Annotated in this window: 15 protein-coding genes; 6 read left to right on the top strand and 9 right to left on the bottom strand. The window is 71.6% G+C overall.

The genetic code is table 11. The annotated features are described in order from the left end of the window. Positions 1–21 precede the first annotated feature (21 nt). The gene (locus tag AC3EO4_RS13020; RefSeq protein WP_379583599.1) at positions 22–513 is read left to right on the top strand and encodes a MarR family winged helix-turn-helix transcriptional regulator; all 492 of its coding nucleotides are present in this window, start codon (positions 22–24) and stop codon (positions 511–513) included. Between the two features lie 251 nt (positions 514–764). Here AC3EO4_RS13020 and AC3EO4_RS13015 read toward each other — a convergent pair whose 3' ends face one another. After that, on the bottom strand, positions 765–2,564 hold the full coding sequence (locus AC3EO4_RS13015) for an ABC-F family ATP-binding cassette domain-containing protein (protein ID WP_431895627.1): 1,800 nt from the start codon (positions 2,562–2,564) through the stop codon (positions 765–767). A gap of 299 nt (positions 2,565–2,863) precedes the next feature. After that, positions 2,864–3,766, bottom strand: a complete 903-nt coding sequence (locus AC3EO4_RS13010; RefSeq protein ID WP_431895625.1) for a 4-(cytidine 5'-diphospho)-2-C-methyl-D-erythritol kinase — start codon at positions 3,764–3,766, stop codon at positions 2,864–2,866. Positions 3,767–4,229: 463 nt separating this feature from the next. On the opposite strand from AC3EO4_RS13010, the gene AC3EO4_RS13005 reads away from it, so the two are divergent. Beyond that, positions 4,230–5,033 (top strand): arginase family protein, encoded by an 804-nt coding sequence (locus AC3EO4_RS13005; RefSeq protein WP_431895623.1) that lies wholly within the window; start codon positions 4,230–4,232, stop codon positions 5,031–5,033. Positions 5,034–6,010: 977 nt separating this feature from the next. Here AC3EO4_RS13005 and AC3EO4_RS13000 read toward each other — a convergent pair. Beyond that, positions 6,011–6,649 carry an NlpC/P60 family protein gene (locus AC3EO4_RS13000; protein ID WP_431895622.1) on the bottom strand — a complete coding sequence of 213 codons (639 nt, stop codon included), beginning with the start codon at positions 6,647–6,649 and terminating at the stop codon, positions 6,011–6,013. Between the two features lie 1,081 nt (positions 6,650–7,730). Continuing rightward, complete coding sequence (rsmA, locus tag AC3EO4_RS12995) at positions 7,731–8,594, bottom strand: 16S rRNA (adenine(1518)-N(6)/adenine(1519)-N(6))-dimethyltransferase RsmA (RefSeq protein WP_379583589.1); 864 nt, start codon at positions 8,592–8,594, stop codon at positions 7,731–7,733. Positions 8,595–8,649: 55 nt separating this feature from the next. On the opposite strand from rsmA, the gene AC3EO4_RS12990 reads away from it, so the two are divergent. Both AC3EO4_RS12990 and AC3EO4_RS12985 read left to right on the top strand, forming a co-directional pair. Next, on the top strand, positions 8,650–10,308 hold the full coding sequence (locus tag AC3EO4_RS12990; protein WP_431895620.1) for a serine/threonine-protein kinase: 1,659 nt from the start codon (positions 8,650–8,652) through the stop codon (positions 10,306–10,308). After that, entirely contained in the window at positions 10,305–11,549 is a 1,245-nt protein-coding gene (locus tag AC3EO4_RS12985) for a hypothetical protein (protein ID WP_431895618.1), read from the top strand. The genes AC3EO4_RS12990 and AC3EO4_RS12985 overlap by 4 nt, the downstream gene beginning before the upstream one ends. Before the next feature lie 11 nt (positions 11,550–11,560). On the opposite strand, the gene AC3EO4_RS12980 is transcribed toward AC3EO4_RS12985, so the two are convergent. Continuing rightward, complete coding sequence (locus AC3EO4_RS12980) at positions 11,561–12,484, bottom strand: resuscitation-promoting factor (protein ID WP_431895617.1); 924 nt, start codon at positions 12,482–12,484, stop codon at positions 11,561–11,563. Positions 12,485–12,518: 34 nt separating this feature from the next. Further along, positions 12,519–13,376 (bottom strand): TatD family hydrolase, encoded by an 858-nt coding sequence (locus tag AC3EO4_RS12975; RefSeq protein WP_431895615.1) that lies wholly within the window; start codon positions 13,374–13,376, stop codon positions 12,519–12,521. A gap of 40 nt (positions 13,377–13,416) precedes the next feature. Between AC3EO4_RS12975 and AC3EO4_RS12970 the strand changes: the two genes are divergently transcribed. Next, positions 13,417–16,338, top strand: a complete 2,922-nt coding sequence (locus AC3EO4_RS12970) for an ATP-binding protein (RefSeq protein ID WP_431895613.1) — start codon at positions 13,417–13,419, stop codon at positions 16,336–16,338. A gap of 29 nt (positions 16,339–16,367) precedes the next feature. Here AC3EO4_RS12970 and AC3EO4_RS12965 read toward each other — a convergent pair whose 3' ends face one another. Continuing rightward, a complete protein-coding gene (locus AC3EO4_RS12965; protein ID WP_431895611.1) occupies positions 16,368–16,856 on the bottom strand; it encodes a MarR family winged helix-turn-helix transcriptional regulator in 489 nt (162 codons plus the stop codon). A gap of 168 nt (positions 16,857–17,024) precedes the next feature. On the opposite strand from AC3EO4_RS12965, the gene AC3EO4_RS12960 reads away from it, so the two are divergent. Next, a complete protein-coding gene (locus AC3EO4_RS12960; RefSeq protein WP_431895609.1) occupies positions 17,025–18,191 on the top strand; it encodes a cytochrome P450 in 1,167 nt (388 codons plus the stop codon). A gap of 76 nt (positions 18,192–18,267) precedes the next feature. On the opposite strand, the gene metG is transcribed toward AC3EO4_RS12960, so the two are convergent. Both metG and AC3EO4_RS12950 read right to left on the bottom strand, forming a co-directional pair. Continuing rightward, the gene (metG, locus tag AC3EO4_RS12955) at positions 18,268–19,812 is read right to left on the bottom strand and encodes a methionine--tRNA ligase (RefSeq protein ID WP_431895608.1); all 1,545 of its coding nucleotides are present in this window, start codon (positions 19,810–19,812) and stop codon (positions 18,268–18,270) included. A 75-nt stretch (positions 19,813–19,887) separates the two neighbouring features. Then, positions 19,888–21,117, bottom strand: a complete 1,230-nt coding sequence (locus tag AC3EO4_RS12950) for a glycosyltransferase (RefSeq protein ID WP_379583574.1) — start codon at positions 21,115–21,117, stop codon at positions 19,888–19,890. Positions 21,118–21,289 lie beyond the last annotated feature (172 nt).

Below are 21,289 nucleotides of genomic sequence, written 5' to 3'. Positions count from 1 at the left end.
CAAGACAGTACACTTTGTGTCATGACGATGGACGAGGTCGACAGGCTCGTGGCGTCCTGGCAGCAGGAACGCCCCGATCTCGATGTGACGCCGCTGCAGGTGCTGAGTCGAGTCTCCCGCCTGGCCCGCCATCTCGACAGGGCGCGACGCGCCTCCTTCGCCGAACACGACCTCGAGCCGTGGGAGTTCGACGTGCTCACCGCGTTGCGGCGGGCGGGCAAGCCGTACGAGCTGTCGCCTGGCGCGCTGCTGCGCGCGACGCTGGTGACCTCAGGGACGATGACCAACCGCATCGACCGGCTGGAGCAGGCCGGCCTGGTACGGCGCCGCCCCGACCCCGAGGACCGGCGCGGCGTGCTGGTGTCCCTGACCGACGAGGGACGGGCCAGGGTCGACGCCGCCTTCGCCGACCTGCTGCGACGGGAGCGGGACCTTCTGGCGAGCCTGGGGTCCGACGAGCAGAAGATTCTCGCCGATCTTCTCCGCACCCTCCTCACCCCGTTCGACACCTGACCGTCCGCGCCCACGACCATGCCCCGAGCCGGCCGGCCACTTCGCCGAGGATGGTCAGCGTCGGTCCGTCACCCAATGGGGGTGGCCCAGGCCGGCCTGACACTCGCCGAGCGTGGCCCGGGCCGGCGTGGCACTCGCCGAGCGTGGCCCGGGCCGGCGTGGCACTCGCCGAGCGTGGCCCGGGCCGGCCTGACACTCGCCGAGGGAGGCTCGGGTCAGGCGGGCGCTCGCGGAGAGTGCCCGCCGGGCGGTCACTCGCCGAGCCGCTCGGCCACCTCCAGCCACTCCGCCTCGACCGCGTCCTTCTCGTTCAGGATGTCGCGCAACTTGCCGTCCAGCTCGCCCAGCCTGGCGTAGTCGCTGGCCGCCTCCGCCATCACGGCGTGCAGCTTCTCCTCCTGCCCACTGAGCTTGTCGAGCTGCCGCTCCAGACGGCTGAGCTCCTTGCGCAGCTCCCGCTCCTCCTTCGCCGACAACCCGGAGGGAGCCTCGACGCTCTCCGGCGCGGGCGCCGCCGCCGGAGCCGTGCCCGCGACCCGCGCCGTGACCGCCGTACCGGCCGCCCGCCGTTCGAGGTACTCGTCCACCCCGCCCGGCAGCATCGACAGCCGCCCGTCGCCCAGCAGCGCCACGCACCTGTCGGCCACCCGCTCAAGGAAGTAGCGGTCGTGGCTCACCAGCACCAACGTGCCCGGCCAGCCGTCGAGCAGGTCCTCCAGCTCGTTCAACGTCTCGATGTCGAGGTCGTTGGTCGGCTCGTCGAGCAGCAGCACGTTCGGGTCGTCCATGAGCAGGCGCAGCAACTGCAGCCGCCGCCGCTCCCCTCCGGACAGGTCGCCGACGACCTTCCACTGCGCCTCGCCCTTGAAGCCGAGGCGTTCGAGCAGCTGGGAAGCCGTCCACTCCTTCTTGCCGAGCTGGATGTACTTGCGGATCTGCTCCACCGACTCCAGCACCCGCTGCGTCAGGTCGACGTCGGCGAGCTCCTGCGACAGGTACGCCAGCCGTACCGTCCTGCCCGTGACCACCCGGCCCGCGTCCGGCTTGACCTGGTCGGCGAGCAGACGCAGCACCGACGACTTGCCCGAGCCGTTGACGCCGATCAGCCCGATGCGGTCGCCAGGACCGAACTGGTAAGTGCACCGCTCCAGCACCAGCGGGCCCGCGTCGGGCCCGCCCGCGTGCAGCGTGACGTCCTCGAGGTCATAGACGGTCCTGCCGAGCCGCGCCGCCGCGAACTTCATCAGCTCGACGGTCTCCCGCGCCGGCGGCTCGTCCGCGATCAGCGCCTGCGCCGCCTCGATCCTGAACTTCGGCTTCGACGTACGCGCGGGCGGACCCCTGCGCAGCCAGGCGATCTCCTTGCGCATCAGGTTCTGGCGGCGCTCCTCGGCCGCCTGCGCGATACGCGCCCGCTCGGCCTTGGCGAGCACATAGGCGGCATAGCCACCCTCGTAACGCTCCACCCTGCCGTCGACGACCTCCCACGTCCTGGTGGAGACCGCGTCGAGAAACCACCTGTCGTGCGTCACGACCAGCAGCGCGCTCCTACGCTGCGCCAGATGCCCCGCCAGCCAGGCGATGGCCTCGATGTCGAGATGGTTCGTGGGCTCGTCGAGCATGATCAGCTCGTGCTCGTCGATGAGCAGCCTGGCCAGCGCCGTACGCCGCCGCTCCCCACCCGACAGGTCCCCGACCAGGCTCTCCAGGTCGAGATCGCCGATCAGGTTGGCGAGAATCTCCCTGATCGCCTGGTCGCCCGCCCACTCGTGCTCGGCTCTGCCGCCCAGCACCGTCTCGTGGACCGTTCTGCGCGGGTCGAGGTCGTCCCGCTGGGACAGCAGACCGACTCGCAGACCCCTGTTGTGCGTCACCCGCCCGGAGTCCGGTTTCACCGCCCCCGCGACCACGGACAGCAGCGTCGTCTTACCGCCGCCGTTGCGGCCGACGACGCCGATGCGCTCACCGGCCTCGATGCCGAGGGACACGTCGGAGAGCAGCGGCTTGGGCCCGTAGGCATGGGAAACCGACTCAAGATTGACCAGATTCATCGCCCCCCAGGGTACGGACTACCGCCCCATTTGGCTAAGCGACCCATCCCGCCCTCCCGCCCGCACGGCGGCGTGCTCCTCCACCACCGCCCGGAGCACGGCCCACCGCTCGAAGCACGGCCACCTCTCGAAGCACGGCCACCTCTCGAAGCACCGCCCGGTGCGCCACAGCTGATCGGTGCCGCCGCTCAGAGCACGGCCGCCGCCATGAGCGCCACCTGGTGCGCTGCAGCTGGTCGGTGCCGCCGCTCAGAGCGCGGCCGCCACCCGGAGCGCCACCGCCCGAAGCGCCACCGCCCTCACACGATCGAGGCGCCTGCCACCGGTCCATGAGCGGGCACCGCCGTACGGCACACGCCCGCCCCGACGAGTCCAACCGCCAGTTCCCGCGCCTGGTCCTCGTCAGCCGCCAGGAACGCGCACGTCGGACCCGACCCCGACACGATCGCACCCAGCGCGCCCAGCTCCCGCCCCGCCTCCAACGTACGGGCCAGCGACGCGCGCAACATCAACGCCGCAGGTTGCAGATCGTTGGCCAGCTCCGCGCCCAGCGCCCGCGCGTCCCCCTCCTTCAACGCCGCCAGCAGCGCGTCGCTGGCCTGCGGCCAGGCCACGACCTCGCCCAGCGCCGCCCGCAACCGGTCACACTCCGCGTACACCCTCGCCGTCGACAGGCCGCCGCCGGCGATCGCGAACACCCAGTGGAACCTGCCGCCCGTCGCCAGCTCGGCCAGTTGCTCACCCCTGCCCGTGCCGACCGCCGTACCGCCCAGCAGCGAGAACGGCACGTCGCTCCCCAGATCGGCGGCGATCTCCATCAGGTCCTCACGCGGCAGCCCGAGACCCCACAACTCGTTGCAGGCCACCAGCGTGCCCGCCGCGTCGGCGCTGCCGCCCGCCATGCCGCCCGCCACCGGGATCGCCTTACGGATGATCAGCTCGACCCCGTACGTCCTGCCCGCGTGCTTCGCCAACGCCCTGGCCGCCTGGATGGCGAGGTTCCCGTCGTCCACCGGTACCTGGTCGGCGGACTCACCCTCCACCCGCACGGAGATCGACTCCGACTCCTTCGCGATCACCTCGTCGAAGACGGAGACGGCATGAAAGACGTTCACCAGGTCGTGGTAGCCGTCATCCCGAAGCGGGCCCACGGACAGCTGCACGTTGACCTTTGCGGGCACCCGGACGGTCACGGAACTCATCGATCTTCTGCCACTCTCGTCGCCTGCTCGGTCAGGGCTTTCGATGCTAGCGGGACCCGCACGCTCACCACGCCCTCCCACCCCGACCCTCACCATAAGCCCACGCCGTCCTGGCCCGACTGGAGGTGGAGACCCGTGGACGGCGCAGGAAGCGCGGATGGCAGGGAGACGCGGGAGGCACGCGAGAAGGAGCGAACGGATGTGAGAGGGAGCGAGGGCTCGGGGCCAGGCCCAAGCGACACAGAGAGCTGCCGAGCCGAACTCGCAGGCCAGACCCAAGCGACACAGAGAGCTGCCGAGCCGAACTCGCAGGCCAGACCCAAGCGACACAGAGAGCTGCCGAGCCGAACTCGCAGGCCAGACCCAAGCGACACGGAGGGCTGCGGGGCCGAGCTCGTAGGTCTGGCGGTTCGGCATATTCTGCCGACTGCGGCAGCAACCCAGCACGAGTGAGGTGGATCCGATGTCTCAGGTGACGGTCGTCGAGGTGCCGCAGTGGCGAGGGTCGGGTTCGGCAACGGCCGAGCGCCTGGTCGAAGGGGCCGGGCTGCTCGCGGCGATGGTGCCGGACGCGGTCCGCCATCGGGTCGAGGTCGAAGAAGGCGATGCTCCTTCCGCTCTCGCCACCACCGCCGGTAGGGCCAGGGCTGCCATCGGCGGCGCCCGCGACGGGTTCGTGGTGACCGTGGGCGGAGACTGTGGCGTCGAGCTGGCGCCCGTGTCCGACGCGATCGATCGGTACGGCGAGCGTCTCGCCCTCGTCTGGTTCGACGCGCACGGGGACCTCAACACCCCCACGTCGTCCCCCTCCGGCGCCTTCCACGGGATGATCCTGCGAGCGCTCACCGGCGAAGGGCATGACGAACTGGTGCCCGGACGTGCCATCAGCCCCAGCAGGGTGGTTCTGGCCGGTGCGCGGGACCTGGACCCAGGCGAGCGGGACTTCATCGCGGCCAGCGGCCTCACCCATGTGACCGCGGCCGACCTGGCCGACCCCGCCGTGCTGGTGGAAGCCGTGGCGGCTACCGGAGCCTCGGCCGTCTACGTCCATATCGATCTTGATGTGTTGGATCCCGAGGTGTTCGCGTCCGTGGGGAGTCCGGCGTCTGCGGGGCTGCAGCCTGACCACCTTCTCAAGCTCGTGACGGCTCTGACGGAACGGTTCGAGCCGGCGGGGCTCGGCATCACGGAGTACGAGCCAGGCCGGCCCGAGGACCAGGCGCTCCTGACCCCGCTGGTCGCAGCCCTCGTCGCCAGCGTGTCCTGACCCTGAGGCGAGGCCAGGCGAGTCTGAACCCCACCGGCTCCCCGACCCAGCACCCGCCCACTGCCAGGTCGCGAGCCCTCGACCCCGGGACGCGTCACCCCACACCCCACGAGCCTCGCGACTGTCAGGCCCCGGAACCCCGCCCCGGAACACGCCGCCCCAAGAACCACAGGCCCGTCGGCCACCACGCCCGGGACGCATCGCCTCAAGAGCCACGAATCTGTCGGATACCAGGCCCCCGGCACCTCGACCCAGAACACGCCACCCCAAAAACCACAAGCCCGTCGGCCACCACGCCCGGAACACATCGCCCCAAGAACCACGAACCTGTCGGATACCAGGCCCCGGGACCTCGACCCGGCACGCGTCGCCCCATGTCCCGCGAGCCTGTCGGCTGCCACACCAGGGGCGTCGGCGAGCCAGAGCCCCCAGCCCCACGCTCCGGCAACCCGTGGGCGGCCTGCCCGGGCCCGTTGCTGCCACGCGACAGAATCCGGTCGGCATCCTGTCGGCGCACCCGGCCCTGAGCCTGCGCCCGCGAGATTCCACGCCCGCCGGCCCAGCGGTGACCCGGCCAGAGCCGGCCCCGCACCTCGGCAACCCGTAGCCGCCATGCCCGGAGCCCATCGATGAGTTGGCCCAGAGCGCACCGGCTCCTGTAGCGCGGAAGCCTTCGGGCAGGCCATGTTCTGGCCCGTAGTGCGGAAGCCCTTGGAGCAGGCCACATTCTGGCCCGTAGTGCGGAAGCCCTTGGAGCAGGCCACATTCTGGCCCGTAGCGCGGAAGCCCTTGGAGCAGGCCACGTTCTGGCCCGTAGCGCGGAAGCCCTTGGAGCAGGCCACGTTCTGGCGCGCGGCGCGGAAGCCTTTGGGCAGGCCATGTCCTGGTGGGCGGGCCTGCCCGGCGGAGGGGGACAGCGGGCTTCCTCCGCCGGGCAGGTGGGGTGCCGTGTCAGGCAGCCGTTGGGGTTGTCGGGGTCAGCCGGGGCGGACGGCTCCTCGGTAGCGGGGGCGGTAGTAGGCCGAGTCCAGGAAGTCGGTCTTCTTGACCACATCACCGGTTTTGGGAGCGTGGATCATGATGCCGTCGCCGAGGTACAGGCCGACGTGGGTGGGGTCGCCTCCTCCGCCGCCGAAGAACACCAGGTCGCCGCGGCGCAGGTCGGTCAGCCGGATGCGCCGGCCTTGCCGGAACTGGGTCCCGGTGTAATGGCCGAGCTTCACCCCCGCTCTAGACCAGGCGTAGAGCGTCAGGCCTGAGCAGTCGAACCCGACGGTGCCCGCGCCTCGCCCTATGCCTCTGCTGGGTCCTGCGGGGGTGCCGCCGCCCCAGGAGAACGGGGTGCCCAGGCGGGCGATCGCCGCGATGGCCGCGGTGTCGCCCTTGGCGCGCGTGACCCGGCTCGGGCGGGGTCTGCCGGTGCCCGGTGTCCTGCCGGGCTTGGCGACCTTGGGCGGCCTGACGCGGGGCGGTGGCACGGGACGTCGGACGACGCGTGGCAGGCCGACACGGGGCTTGGCGAAGCCGGGCATCACAACGCGCGGCATGCCGCCCAAGGGCGGGGTGGTGACGCGAGCCGGGTCCACGTCAGCCGGGGTCACGCGAACCGCGATCATGCCCGGGTCCGCGACGCGAGGCGGAGTGGCCCATGGCCGGGCGACACCTGGCGACGGGGTTCGGAGCGAGGCCTCGCCTGGGCGGTGCCATGCCGGGGCTCGGAGCGGAGCCTCGCCTGGGCGGTGCCATGCCGGGGCTCGGAGCGAGGCCTCACCCGGGCGGTGCCATACCGGAGCTCGGAGCGGAGCCTCGCCAGCGCGGTGCCATGCCGGGGCTTGGAGCGGAGCCTCACCAGGATGGTGCCATGCCGGGGTTCGGAGCGGGGCCTCGCCAGGGCGGTGCCATGTCGAGAAGTGGTGTCGCCAGCCGTCGAGCCAGTCGGCGTCCGTCATCGGCATGCGCATCACCGACCACCTCGTCAGCGATTTTCGGCCAGAGGCGCACGCCTCGGGAGGCAGGACGACCGTCAGGCGAGTGTGGTCGGCTGGCAGTGTCACCGTGCCGAGGCATGGCGGCGTTCCGGGCTCGGCCGCCGCGCCTGGCCAGGCGCTGAGGGTCGCGAGAAAGCCGATGGTGAGCCACATCAGAACCTCCTGAGCCGTGGAAGGGAAGGCTCAGGATCATCCGGAGAGGTTCACGTGGAAGTGGCCGAGCGGGGTTCTGTGGATGAGGAAGGTGAGATGCGCACAGGCTGTGGACGAGGCGAGACGGCGTACAGGTCGTAGGCGAGGAAGGGGAGGCGGCGCGCAGGCTGTAGGCGGGGCGGGCGGGGATACAGCTTGTGGGCGAGGAAGGGAGACGGCGCACAGGCTGTGGACGAGGCGAGGCGGAACAGCGAGTCAGAGCGGGCGAGGCAGAGCGGGCGGGATGGGCTGAGCGAGGCGTGGTAGGGCGAGAGGCGGGGCTAGGCGGGGCGGGGTGGGGCTGGGCGAGGCGGGGCTAGGCGGGGCGGGGTGGGGCTGGGCGAGGCGGGGCTAGGCGGGGCGGCGTGGGGCTGGGCGAGGCGAGACGGGGCGAGGCGAGACGGGGCGAGGCAGAGCGGGCAAGGCGAGACGGGGCGAGGCAGAGCGGGCAAGGCGAGGCGGGGCGAGATGGGGGGCCAGAGCGGGGTGAGGTACTGGCTGTGGATGGGCGCGCCGGTCAGTCGAGGTGTTCCGCGATTCTCGCGAAGGCGACGATGTCCAGTTGCTCGCCCCGCGTCGAAGGCTCCACTCCGGCGGCTCGCAGTGCCTCCTCCGCGCGCGGTGCCGTACCGAACAGTGAGGACAGGGCGGCTCGCAGGGTCTTGCGCCGCTGGGCGAAGGCAGCGTCCACCACCGAGAAGACCTGCTCGCGTGTCGCGGTGGTGGCGGGCGGGTCGCGGCGCTCGAGCGAGACGAGCCCCGAGTCCACGTTCGGCACCGGCCAGAACACCGTACGGCCGACGGGCCCGGCCCTGCGCACGTCGGCGTACCAGGCGGCCTTGGCGGACGGCACGCCGTACACCTTGGAGCCGGGAGGGGCGGCGAGCCGGTCGGCGACCTCGGCCTGCACCATGACCAGGCCCTTGCGGAGCGAGGGCAGCGCCTCCAGCAGGTGAAGCACCACCGGCACGGAGACGTTGTAGGGCAGGTTGGCGACCAGGGCGGTGGGGACGTGCCCGCCGAAGTCGCCGAGGCCCACCCGCAGGGCGTCGGCCTGGACGACGGTCAGCTTGTCGCCGAGCCCGCGCGTGTCGACGGTCAGGGGAAGCTGGGTGGCCAGCACGGGGTCGATCTCCACGGCGACGACGTGGGCGGCCTCGGGCAGCAGGGCGAGGGTGAGCGACCCGAGCCCTGGACCGACCTCGATCACGACGTCGTCGGCCGACAACCCGGCCGTGCGGACGATCCGCCGGACCGTCCCGCCGTCGATCACGAAGTTCTGTCCGAACTTCTTTGTCGGACGAAGGTCCAGCTTGTCCGCCAAATTACGTATTTCAACCGGCCCCAACAGGCTCACAATGGCACTCCCCACGTCATTCATTAAGTCTCCAGCATCCACGACGCTACGAAGAACCAGGCGGAGGAGGGAGGATGGTGTGAACGACGAAGGGACTTCCCTGATGGAGCCGACGGGCGCCACGCCACTGCGTCCGACCGACGCGCGGGAGATCGGGCCCTACCGCCTGCTGGGGCGGCTCGGCGAGGGCGGCATGGGCACGGTCTTCCTGGCGATCGCGCCGACCGGTCGTCCTGTCGCCGTCAAGGTGGTGAAGGCGGAGTTCGCCAACCAGGAGGGCTTCAACGCGCGCTTCCACGCGGAGGTGGACAACGCGCGCAGAGTGGCATCGTTCTGCACCGCGCAGGTGCTCGACAACGGCAACGACGGCGCGGGCAGGCCGTACATGGTGACCGAGTTCATCTCGGGAGTTCCCCTGTCGACGCAGATCGCCAAGTACGGCGCGCTGGAGCCGGGCGCGCTGCACGGCGTGGCGCTGGGGGTGGCGGCGGCGCTCGCCGCCATCCACGTGGCGGGGTTGGTGCACCGCGATCTGAAGCCGGCCAACGTCATCCTGTCGATGTCGGGACCCAGGGTGATCGACTTCGGCATCTCCAGGGCCCTCGACCGTGAGAGCAATTTCACGCTGTCGGGCGAGCTGCTGGGGAGTCCAGGCTGGTGGGCGCCGGAGCAGGTGCGCGGGCAGCAGGTGACGCCCGCGGCCGACGTGTTCGCGTGGGGCTGCCTGGTGGCGTTCGCGGGCAACGGCCGCCATCCGTTCGGCCGCGGCGACGCCATCACGCTGGCGACCAGGGTGCTGCACCAGCCGCCTGATCTCGGCGCGCTGCCCGCGCCGCTCAACGAGCTGGTACGGCGGGCCACCGCGATGGACCCGCTCCATCGGCCGACGGCGCAGGACCTGCTGATATCGCTGGTCGGCGGGCGCGTCCCCGCTCCCGACCCGGCGACGCTGGTCGCCACGGAGTGCTTCGACCAGCCCTGGCAGCCGCCGGCGAACATCGCCGACGAGCCCGACGCCACGGAGGTGTTGTCGGCGACCCTCTCGAGCCCGCCGGTCGCGACACCGACACCGACGCCCGCACCCACACCGACGCCCACACCGCCACCGACGCCCACACCAACACCGACATCGACGCCCGCACCGACGCCGGTGCCCACGCCGACGCCGGTGCCGGTCATGCTGCAGCAGGCTCCCGCCGAGGACGCCAGGCCGAAGACCAATCGCTGGCTGATCCCCGTGATCGTCGCGGCGGTGGCGCTGCTGGTCACGATCGCGCTCCTGATGGTCAACAGGCCGTCGCCACAGACCACGGCGACGCCGACGACAGGGAACGGCGCCACCGCCCAGGTGAACGCGGTCACCGATATCGGCAGGCGTATCCAGCTGGGCGCCGGCTTCGACGACCCACAGGTGATCGTCGCCCGGCGGCCCGACTGCGGCCTGACCGACTACGGCGGCAACCAGCCCACGTCGGGCCGGTTCTGCGTGATCAAGTGGACGATGGTGAACCCCAGCGGTACGGCACGCCCCATCGGCAAGCCTTCCGTCACGCTGCGCGACGACAGGGGCGCCGTCCATGAGGTCACGACATTGTCCAGCGCGCTTCCCGACTCGATCCCGCCGGGCGGGCGGATCGACGGGACGTTCGTGTTCGACCTGCCGCCGCAGCGGATGCCCGCCGTCCTGTCCGGCACCATGCTGCAGGGCGGGAAGGAAATCGAGGTGCGACTGTCATGACTCGTGCACTCCTGACCGTCCTCCTCACAACCGCCATGACCCAAGGAACGGTCGCCATCACCCCCGGAACGGTCGCCATGACCCACGGAGCCGCGGCCATCGCGTCAGGAAACGGTGGCGAAGCCGCGCGGGCGATGCCCTGCACGAGTGACGTGGTCGCCCGCGACGCCGTCGTCGGCGACCCGTTCGACGGCGCCGGCGCGGTCTATCTGGTGTCCGACGACGAGATCGTTCCTGTCAAGCCGCCCACCACCCTCCGGGAGGGCGACGGGTTCGGCTGGTCGGTGGCCCTGGCGGAGATCGACGGGGACGGCTGCGCCGACCTGCTGGTCGGCGCGCCGTACGCCGACGTGGAGTCCCTGCAGGACGCGGGCGTCGTCTACATCATGCCCGGCAAGGGCGGCGCCCCTATCAGGGTGACGTCGCCAGAGCCGCAGCCCGACGCGCATTTCGGCTGGTCGGTGGCGGCCAAGGGGGAGATGATCGCCGTTGGCGCGCCGTACGAGGACCAGGGGGACCTGGCCGACACGGGGTCGGTCTACGTCCTCAAGGGCCAAGGCAAGATGAAGAAGATCAACCAGGAGTCGAAGGAGATCCTGGGCAACCCCGAGGTGGGCGACCAGTACGGCTGGGCGCTGGCCTTCGGGGCGGGCAACAGCCTGGTCGTCGGCGTGCCGTACGAGAACGACGACGGCGCCGGCGTCCAGAACGGCGAGGGCAGGCTCGACTCCGGCTCGGTGAGCATCATCGCCGACATCACCGCGCAGAAGCCGACGGCCGTCAAGTGGGAGCCGCCCGACGACCGTGCCGGTGACAGGTTCGGCTACGCGGTGGCCTACGTCGAGGGCATGGGCATCGCGGTGGGCGCGCCGCAGGCCGACTTCGTGCAGTTCCTCGACGCCGCGGGCAAGCCGACGAGGAAGGTGAAGGGCGAGGGCAACTTCGGCTTCTCGCTGGCCGCCTCCAAGGACGGCAGACTCGCGGTCGGCGCCCCGTACGCGGGCGGCACGGGCGCGGTACGGATCCTGTCGGGCAGCGGCGGATCCGCCGAACGCAGGCTGGTCTTCCCACCGGGCGGCAGGTTCGGCTGGTCGGTCGCCTTCGCCGGCAACCGTGTGCTCGCCGGCGCGCCTGACGCCGCGCCGTACGGCATGGTCGGCATCGCGGGGCGCAACGAGGACACCGTCCAGGAGCTCCAGCCGCCGAAGGGCGTCGAGTTCGGGGCGTCGGCGGGCGGGTGAGCGGGGCCGGCCTAGCCGAACAGTCTGGCCCCGCAGTGCGGCCACTGACCCTGCCAGCGCCCGCCGACGCGCAGGTAGAGCAGTTGCGCCCGGTAGGTCTGCTCCTCGGCGGACCAGACGTGCGGCATGCCTGCGCCGCCGACCGCCTGCCACATCGGCAGGCTGAACTGGTACAGGCCGTAGTAGGGGCCCGAGGGGTTGTAGGCGTGCGGGTTGCCGCGGGACTCGCACGCGGCCAGCGCCGCCCAGTTGAGCCGCGCCACGTCGGCCTGGATCGGGATGGTGCGCGGCGGCGCGGCGGGCCCGGCCGGGGCGACCGTGATCGTGGTGCCCTCGCGAGGGAAGCTGCGGAGCGCGGGCGTGACGCGGTAGCCCCTGCCGTACCGGACCCTGGTCTGCCGCAGCACGCCCCTGACGGTCGCGCTGGTGGTCGTGGTGGTGAGGCGCCGCTCCCCCGCGACCACGTGCACCTCGCGGGGGGTGAACATCGTGACCGCCATCCCGCCCAACGGGATGGCGCCGGTCCTCGGCGCGGACAGGCGGCTGCCGCCGTGCTCGATGGCGAGCTCGTCGAGCGCCCCGCCGACGCTCGTGGCGGTGACGACGTGCCTGGCCGTGCGGCCGTCGACGGTGAGCGTGATCGGGCGGGCGTGGCGGACCACGATCGTGGTCGCCTCGCCGATCGGGGTGTGGGCGGCGGGGTACAGGTAGTCGTGCTCCCCGAACGGGATCTCGGCCTGCTCGAGCACCTCGGCCACGGTACCGGCGGTGCTGCGCAGCGCCATGGCCTTGCCGTCCACGACCAGCGCGACCTCCTCGCCGAGCGTGGCGACGATGATCGAACCGGCCAGGGCAGCCGTCACGAACCCGTAACCGGCCATCGCCCGGCCCGACTTCCAGAGGGGCCGGGGGGCGCGTCGTCGTCCTCTAGCCATCACCCGCGCGAGGCTAACCGAGCGCGGGGCGGGTTCACCGGGAGATGCCGAAGACCGCCTCTCCGTTGGTGTTCACGGCCTCGCACAGCACGTCAGCTGGCATGTCCTTGACCTCTGCCAGGCAGCGCAGCGTGAGCGGGATGAGGTAGGGGGCGTTGGGCTTGCCGCGGTGCGGGACCGGCGGCAGGTACGGCGCGTCGGTCTCGACCAGGATCAGCTCCTTGGGCGCCACCCTGGCAGCCTCGCGCAGGTAGCCGGCGTTCTTGTACGTCACGGGACCGGAGAAGGACATGAAATATCCGGCTTCCACGCACTTCTTGGCCATCTCGGCGTCCCCGGAGTAGCTGTGGAAGACCACGCGCTCGGGCGCGCCCTCCGCCGCCAGCACCTTCAGGACGTCGTCATGGGCGTCGCGGTCGTGGATGACCAGCGCCTTGCCCGTCCGCTTGGCGATCTCGATGTGCGCGCGGAAGCCCGCGTGCTGGTCGTCCTTCGACGCCCAGTCACGGTAGTAGTCGAGCCCCGTCTCGCCGACCGCCCGCACGTCGGGCTCGCCGGCCAGCGCCTCGATCTCGGCCAGCACCTCGGGTGTCGCGGCGTGCGCCTCGTTCGGGTGGATCGCCACGCCCGCGTAGACGTCGCGGTGGGCGGCGGCGACCCGCGCCCCCCACACCGAGGACGGCAGGTCGTAGCCGATGGTGACGAGGCTGTTGACGCCCACCGCGCGGGAGTCGGCCAGGATGCTCTCCACGCTGGCCGAGGCCGCCTGCGCGGCCTGCGCCACGGGGTCTCCGGAGGAGGCCTGCCTGGTGCCCACCATGATGTCGAGATGGCAGTGGCTGTCGAAGACGGGCGTCGTCAGCGGCTCGGGCGCGGAGGGAAGGGTGCTCACTCCCCCAAAGGTACCGTCGCGGCAAGGGACAATCGTCTCCATGCGGTTCGGGATCCTCGGGGCCACCGCGGCCTGGCGCGCCGACGGCACGCAGGTGCCGCTCGGCGGCCCCACCCAGCGTGCCCTGCTCGCCCTCCTGCTGGCCCGTGCCGGCCAGGTCGTCGCCGCCGGCAGCCTGATCGACTCCCTGTACGGCGAGCGGCCCCCCGCCAACGCCGGCCACGCCCTGCAGTCGCAGGTCTCCCGCCTGCGCCGCTCGTTCACGATCGAGCTGCTGCCCGGCGGCTACCGCCTCGACGTCGATCCCTCGGCGGTCGACGCGCACGTCTTCCTTGGTCTGGCCGACGAGGGCCGCGCCGCGCTGGAGGCCGGTGACCCCGCCGGTGCCGCCGATCTGCTGCGCCGGGCTCTGGCACTGTGGCGAGGACCGGCGTCGGCCGACGCCGTTCGTCTGGAGGAGCGCAGGCTGACCGCGCTGGAGGACCGGTTCGAGGCCGACCTGCGCGCCGGAGCCCCCGGTGTCGCCGCCGAACTGCGCGCGGAGATCGACCGTCACCCGCTGCGCGAACGCCTCCGCGGCCAGCTCATGCGCGCTCTTCACGGCGAGGGCAGGCAGGCCGAGGCGCTGGTCGCCTTCGAGGAGACCAGGCAGGTGCTGGCGGAGGAGCTGGGCGCCGACCCGTCGGCCGACCTGGCCGCCGTCCATCAGGGCCTGCTGCGCGGCGCCCGCCCCACGGCTCCGCCCGCCCCGCTGACCGGCCTGGTCGGCAGGGATTCCGACGTGGAAGGAGTACGCGGCCTGCTGCGGGAGGCCCGCCTGGTCACCCTGCTCGGTCCCGGCGGGGTGGGCAAGACACGGCTGTCGATCGAGGTCGCGAGCGGCGACGACGTCGCCTTCGCCGACCTCTCGACGGTCCAGGAGGGCGCCGAGCTGCCGCAGGCGCTGCTCGGCGTGCTCGGCGTGCGCGAGGGCGCGCTGCTGAGCCTGCCCGGCACCATGACTCCCACGTCCAGGCTGGTCGCCGCGCTGGCCGAACGCTCGACGCTGCTCGTCATGGACAACTGCGAGCATCTCGTCGACGCCGTCGCCGCGCTCGCCGAGCTGCTCCTGGGCGGGTGTCCCCGCCTGCGCGTCCTGGCCACCAGCAGGGAGCCGCTCCGCATCACGGGCGAGCACCTGTGGCCGGTCAGCCCGCTGCCGCCCGACGCCGCCGCCAGGCTGTTCGCCGAGCGGGCCAGGGCCGTGCGCCCCGGCTTCACCGCCGACCCCGACGACGTGCGGCGGCTCTGCGCGGCCCTCGACGGGCTGCCCCTCGCCATCGAACTGGCCGCCGCCAGGATGCGCACGCACGAGGTCGCCGACGTGGCCGACCATCTCGCGCTGCGCGGCAGCCGTACGGCGGGGCCGCGGCACCGCACGCTGCGCGCCGTGGTCGCGTGGAGCTGGAACCTGCTGTCCGACGACGAGAGGGCGATGGCCGCGCGGCTGACCGTCTTCGCGGGCGGCGCCACCGCCGCCGACGCCGAGGCGGTGTGCGGGCTGCCGCGTGACGTCCTGGACTCCCTGGCCGACAAGTCGCTGCTCGAGGTCTCGCGCGGCCGCTACCGCATGCTGGAGACCGTCCGCGCCTTCTGCGCCGAGCACCTCACCGACCCCGACCCCGTACGGCAGGCGCACGCCGACCGCTTCCTCGCCTTCGCCGAGCTGGCCGACCCTCACCTGCGCGGCGCCGACCAGCTCGAATGGCTCGACCGCCTGGCGGCCGAGCACGACAACCTCATGACCGCGCTGCGCTGGGCCGTCGCCACGCGGCGCACCGCGCTGGGCGTCAGGCTGCTGGCCTCGCTCTCCTCCTACCTGTGGATGCGCGGCGTGCGCTCCTCCGCGGTCGCCCACGCCACCGCGCTGCTCGAGCAGGCGGGCCCGGAGCCCGACCCTTCGTTCGGTGACGACTACGTGCTGTGCGCGCTCACCGCCGCGGGCGACAGGGATGCGTGGATCCGCCACAGGGCCGCGGCCGAGGCGATCGCCATGGACGAGGCGAGGCCGCGCCGTCACCCGCTGGTCACCTTCCTGTGGCCGATGGTCACCGCGACCAAGTCGGATGTGCGGGTGGTGCTGGCCACTCTGGAGCACGGCAGGCGCAGCGCCGACCCGTGGGAGCGGGCGATCGTCCACGTCATCTGGGGCTATCCGCACCTGGCCGCCGGCGACCTCGACGCCGCAGCGGCGGAGTTCACCGCCGCCGTCACCGCGTTCAGGGCGCTCGGCGACCGCTGGGGGGCCGCGTTCGCGCTCGACTCGCTGTCGTGGCTGGCGGCCGCGCGCGGCGACCGCGCCGCCGCCCTGGCCCTGGTCGAGGAGGCGATCGAGCTGACGGGCCTGCTCGGCGCGCTGGAGGACCTGGCCGACCTGCTGTGCAACAGGGGCGACTACCGGTTCGACGACGATCTGGCGGCGGCAAGGGCCGACTACGAGCTGGCCGAGGAGACGGCGCGCCGTACGGGATCGGCCACGTGCCTGGCCGCGGCGCTACGCGGCCGCGCGGACGTCGCCCTCGCCGAGGGTGACCTCGTGGCGGCGCGGTGGCTGTACGAGCAGGCGCTGGAGCGGTTCGACGAGCGGTGGATCAGGAGCTCGGGCAACCTCACCCGCGCTTTCGTGGGGCTCGGCACGATCGCGGAGACCGAGGGCGACCTGGAGGCCGCCCGCGCCTGGCACCTGCGCGGCGTCGAGATCTCCGTACGGCTCGGCGCCCTGCCCGACGCCGCGATGGCGGTCGACGCGCTGTCCCGTGTCGAACCCGACCCCGGCAGGGCGGCGACGCTGAAGGAGGGGGCGGTGGTCCTGCGCGGGATGGCGAGCGACGGGCATCCCTCGCCCGAGGAGGTGCTGCGCCTGGCCGGCGTGCGGGAGGAGCTCATCGATCACGCGCTCGCCCTGCGGGTGACCGCCTGGTGAGCTTGGGTCGTTGAGGGGCGGCCTGCCGGTCAGGCGTCCGGGTCCTGCTGCTCGAGCTGGGTCTCCATGGCGCCGCACAGGTGGTGGAGGAAGGACTCGAACTGCTGGAGCAACTCGGGCGGGTAATCCGACATCGCGGCGGCCATACGGTCGGACAGGGGCCCGAAGAACTTCCTGGCGGGTTCCTGGATGCGCGGGCTGCTGGTCAGGGTGACGACCCGCCGGTCGACGTGCTCGCGGGTGCGGACGATGTGCCCGGCCCGTTCGAGGCGGTTGAGCAGTGCGGTGGTGGCGCCCGACGACAGCGAGATGCGTTCGCTGAGGCGGGCGGGCGACAGCGGCGCTCCCCTGTCCTCGGCGTAGAAGATCTCCATGAGCGCTGCGGCGTCGGTGGAGTGCACGCCCAGCCAGGCCGCGAAGCGCCGGGTGAACTCGGTGTAGTTCGCGCCGTAGGCCCTCAGCCCTTCCATGAGCCGGTGATGCTGCGCCGAGTCGTGGCCGGGTTCCGCTTCCCCCATCGAGGCCCTCCGTCTTCCTTGTCGTACCGGTGACGCGTTTTGACAACGTACCCCCACCAATCTACCTTCACCATGAAGTTACTTCACGGTGGAGGTATCTGGTAGCGTGCCCGGCCACGGCCACCACCTCGCCTCCGCGTCCGAATCCCCCGATTCCCTGGAGTACTGATGCTGAACGCGCCCCACTCCGACGGCGTCGACCCGTTCGCCGCGACCGCCCGCGGCATCACCGCACCCGATCCCGCCCGTCCCGCCCTGCGCGCCGCAGGACCGATCGTCCAGGTGGACGCTCCGGCCGGCGGACGGGCGTGGATCGTGACCGACGACGACCTGGCGCGAGCCGTCCTGTCCGACCCGCGTATCGCCAAGGACCCCGCGTTCGCGCCCCCGAGCTGGGACCCGCACACCGCAGGACTCGAACGAACCGCCGCCGAGCAGCCGTCCCTCACCACCCTCGACGGTCCCGACCACGCGAGCCTGCGACGCGCACACGCCCCGCTGCTCAACGCCAGACGGATCCGCGCCCAGTCCGACCGGGTCCACGCGATCGCCAGGGAGTTGCTCACCGAACTCGCCGCCGACGGGAGGCCCGTCGACCTCATGGCCGGCTTCACCACCCGCTACCCGCTCACCGTGCTGCTCGACCTGCTCGGCATCCCCCTCGACCTCGTCGACCAGGCCACCGACGCCTGCAGACGGATGTTCAGCGACGACCCCGGCGAGCAGGGCAGGGCGATCGCCGCGCTCGGGGAACTCGCCGCCTGCGGGCTCGGCGACGGACGTCAGGGGCTCGCCGCGGAGTTGCGGGACAGGCTGCCCGCGCAGACCACCCAGGACCAGCTGCGCTACCACCTGTTCGGGCTGATCTTCGCCGGACAGCTGACCACCGACGCCGCCCTCGGCTTCCTGCTCGCGCGAGCGCTCTCGGACGACCCTCACCCGAACGCGGTGGACGAAGAGGCGATCGACCGGCTGGTCCACGAGACGCTGCGGCGGCACCCGCCCGCGCCCTTCACCCTCTGGAGATTCACGACCGCCGAGATCGAACTCGCCGGCGTACGGCTTCCCGCCCGAGCGCCTGTCCTCGTCGACATCCAGGGGATCAACACCGACCCCACCCGCCCGTCGGGGCCGGACCTGACCTTCGGCGCCGGCCCTCACTTCTGCATCGGCGCCCAACTCGCCCAGCTGGAACTGCGCGCGGTCGCCACGGTGCTCCGAACCGACTTCCCTGACGCCCGCCTCACGGTCCCCTTCACCGAGCTTCGGCAGGCCGGCATCGGCGGCCTCCAGGGGAGCAGGCTGACCGCGCTCCCCGTCCGGCTGCGCGGCTGACCACCGTCAGCCCGCGCAACCGATCACGAGCCTCCGCGTGCGCGGCGCGACGCGGAGGCCGTGTGGTCCACTCTTGTCAGTCGACGCTCTCCAGGCGCGGGAAGAGGATCTCGCCCTTCACGATCCGCGCCCCCGCGGGCAGCCTGCCCCACCGGCCCGCCTCGTCCACGCGCTGCGCCGCCAGGGCGCCCAGGTGCTCCTCCGCCCCCAGCGAGGCCCACAGCTTCTCCGCGGTGGCGGGCATCACCGGGTTGAGCAGCACGGCGACCGCGCGCAGCGACTCGGCGGCGGTATAGAGGATCGTGGCGAGCCTGGCGCGGCCCTCCTCCGAGGTGTCCTTGGCCACCTTCCACGGCTCCTGCTCGCTGAGGTAGCCGTTGACCAGCTTCACGAATTCGAAGATCGCGCCGAGCCCGCCCGCGAAGTCGAGCTCGTCGCCGATCGCCCTGTCGGCCTTGGCCACGGTCGCGGCCAGCGCGGTGGCGATGGTCTCCTCCTGGACGGCGGCCGCGGGCAGCTCGCCGTCGAAGTACTTGCCGACCATGGCGGCCACCCTGGAGGCCAGGTTGCCGAAGTCGTTGGCCAGCTCAGAGGTGTAGCGGGCGGCGAAGTCCTCCCACGAGAACGAGCCGTCCTGACCGAACGGGATGGCCCGCAGGAAGTAGTAGCGGTAGGCGTCGACGCCGAAGTGATCGGTGAGCTGCTGCGGCGAGATGCCGGTCAGGTTGGACTTGCTCATCTTCTCGCCGCCGACCATCAGCCAGCCGTTGGCGAAGACCTTGCCGGGCAGCGGCAGCCCGTTGGCCATCAGCATCGCGGGCCAGATGACCGCGTGGAAGCGCAGGATGTCCTTGCCCACGAGGTGGACGTTGGCCGGCCAGATCCGCTCGAAGCGCGCGGGGTCGGAGCCGTAGCCGACCGCGGTGGCGTAGTTGAGCAGGGCATCGACCCACACGTAGATGACGTGCTTGTCGTCCCACGGGATCGGGATGCCCCAGTCGAAGGTGGAGCGGGAGATCGACAGGTCCTGCAGGCCCTGCTTGACGAACTGCACGACCTCGTTGCGCGCGGAGGCGGGCTGGACGAAGTCGGGGTTGGCCTCGTAGAACTCCAGCAGGCGCTCGCCGTACTCGGAGAGCTTGAAGAAGTAGTTGTCCTCGCGCAGCCACTCGACAGGGACCTTGTGGATCGGGCAGAGGTCGCCCTCCAGCAGTTCGCCGGGGGTTTTGAACTCCTCGCAGCCGACGCAGTAGGGGCCCTCGTAGCCGCCCTTGTAGATCTCGCCCTTGTCGTAGAGGTCCTGGACGAACTCCTGGACCCGCTCGGTGTGGCGCTTCTCCGTGGTGCGGATGAAGTCGTCGTTGGCGATCTCGAGGTGCCGCCAGAGCGGCTTCCACGCCTCCTCGACCAGCTTGTCGGCCCACTCCTGCGGTGTGACGCCGTTGGCCTCGGCGGTGCGCATGATCTTCTGGCCGTGCTCGTCGGTGCCCGTGAGGTACCACACCTGCTCGCCACGCTGGCGGTGCCAGCGCGTCAGCACATCGCCCGCGACGGTCGTGTAGGCGTGGCCCAGGTGGGGAGCGTCGTTGACGTAGTAGATCGGCGTGGAGACGTAGAACATGCCATCAAGACTAAGGCTCGGGCCAACCGTCTTGCGCGGCATCCGGAAGACGCCGCGCGCGGCCACGGTGAGGGCTCAGCCCTTGGGGGTCGAGGACTGCTCCCGGCTGACCGCCTCGGCCGCCTCCTCCGCCGCCTTGGCGGCGACGTCGGTGGCCGTCTCCCTGGTGCGCCTGATGCCCAGGATGCTGACGAACAGCGCGGCGAAGATGGTCTGGAAGCTCATGATGAGCGCGGTAGCCGACGGGACGACGATGCGCAGCGACTCGCGGGGGTCGAGCGCGCCGAAGCTGCGGACCTGCCAGTGGACCAGCGACATCACCAGGCCGACCAGACCGGCGACCGCGAGCAGTCCGCCGACGATCAGACCCTTCTCCAGTGTCACGATGCTGATCAGCTTGCGGATGCGCGGCGACTCGGGCAGGAAGCCCTCCTCGGCCGCGTAGACCTTGGTGAACAGCGCGAACAGCGCCGCCTGGAAGCCGATCACCACCGCGGCGGACGCGCCGACCAGCGTGTCGACGTCGAAGGCGAGCTCGCCGATCTGCACGGGACCGAACGTCAGCGCGGCGCCGGCGACCAGGCCGAGCGCCATGAGGACGAGGCCGGGGATGAAGAACAGCCACTTGGGGCTGTACAGGAGCAGGAAGCGCAGGTGGCGCCAGCCGTCTCGCCACGAGCGCAGGTGCGGCGGGCGGGAGCGGCCGTCGGGCGAGAGCGTGGTGGGCACCTCACGCACGTCGAGCCCCTGCAGCGTGGACTTGACCACCATCTCGCTGGCGAACTCCATGCCGCCGGTCTGCAGCCCGAGGTGCAGGATCGACTCGCGGCGGAACCCGCGAAGACCGCAGTGGAAGTCGCCGATCGCGCTGGGGAAGAACAGCCTGCCGACGAACGACAGGACGGGGTTGCCGAGGTAGCGGTGCAGCGGGGGCATGGCGCCGGGGGCGATGCCGCCCTTGAAGCGGTTGCCCATCACCAGGTCGGCCCCGTCGCGCAGCTGCTCGACGAACGGCAGCAGCGCGGTGAAGTCGTAGGAGTCGTCGGCGTCGCCCATGATGACGTACTTGCCGCGGGCGGCGCGGATGCCGCCCATGAGGGCGTTGCCGTACCCCTTCTCCTCCACGTGGACCACGCGGGCCCCGGCGTCACGGGCGAGCTGCTGCGAGCCGTCCGTGCTGCCGTTGTCGGCGATCAGCACCTCGCCGTCGATGCCGTGCTCCTGCATGCACGCAACAGCCTTGCGCACGCAGACTTCCACGGTCTCGGCCTCGTTGAGGCAGGGCATGACCACCGTCAGTTCCACGTCTAGACCCTTCAGTCACGGCACTTCCAGCCAACCATCATGCCCTGTGCCCCGGCGTGGTCGGGTCAAGTCCTCAAAACGGCTGGCATTCTTTAGGGGAATCTTCGGCGAAGAGCCCAATGATAGAATCGGGTAGCTCGGCACTATCGCTGCTGGGTCTACCGCCGGAAGG

This window comes from Nonomuraea sp. bgisy101 (assembly GCF_057708945.1).
The sequence above is the reverse complement of the archived record's forward strand: the minus strand, read 5'-3'. Positions and strand labels throughout refer to the sequence as shown.

What these genes read in the sequence shown, in the direction of transcription:
- AC3EO4_RS13020 (WP_379583599.1), top strand. Translation starts at nt 22, where the DNA reads ATGACGATGGACGAGGTCGACAGGCTCGTGGCGTCCTGGCAGCAGGAA.
- AC3EO4_RS13015 (WP_431895627.1), bottom strand. Translation starts at nt 2,564, where the DNA reads ATGAATCTGGTCAATCTTGAGTCGGTTTCCCATGCCTACGGGCCCAAG.
- AC3EO4_RS13010 (WP_431895625.1), bottom strand. Translation starts at nt 3,766, where the DNA reads ATGAGTTCCGTGACCGTCCGGGTGCCCGCAAAGGTCAACGTGCAGCTG.
- AC3EO4_RS13005 (WP_431895623.1), top strand. Translation starts at nt 4,230, where the DNA reads ATGTCTCAGGTGACGGTCGTCGAGGTGCCGCAGTGGCGAGGGTCGGGT.
- AC3EO4_RS13000 (WP_431895622.1), bottom strand. Translation starts at nt 6,649, where the DNA reads ATGATCGCGGTTCGCGTGACCCCGGCTGACGTGGACCCGGCTCGCGTC.
- rsmA (WP_379583589.1), bottom strand. Translation starts at nt 8,594, where the DNA reads ATGAATGACGTGGGGAGTGCCATTGTGAGCCTGTTGGGGCCGGTTGAA.
- AC3EO4_RS12985 (WP_431895618.1), top strand. Translation starts at nt 10,305, where the DNA reads ATGACTCGTGCACTCCTGACCGTCCTCCTCACAACCGCCATGACCCAA.
- AC3EO4_RS12980 (WP_431895617.1), bottom strand. Translation starts at nt 12,484, where the DNA reads ATGGCTAGAGGACGACGACGCGCCCCCCGGCCCCTCTGGAAGTCGGGC.
- AC3EO4_RS12970 (WP_431895613.1), top strand. Translation starts at nt 13,417, where the DNA reads ATGCGGTTCGGGATCCTCGGGGCCACCGCGGCCTGGCGCGCCGACGGC.
- AC3EO4_RS12965 (WP_431895611.1), bottom strand. Translation starts at nt 16,856, where the DNA reads ATGGGGGAAGCGGAACCCGGCCACGACTCGGCGCAGCATCACCGGCTC.
- AC3EO4_RS12960 (WP_431895609.1), top strand. Translation starts at nt 17,025, where the DNA reads ATGCTGAACGCGCCCCACTCCGACGGCGTCGACCCGTTCGCCGCGACC.
- metG (WP_431895608.1), bottom strand. Translation starts at nt 19,812, where the DNA reads ATGTTCTACGTCTCCACGCCGATCTACTACGTCAACGACGCTCCCCAC.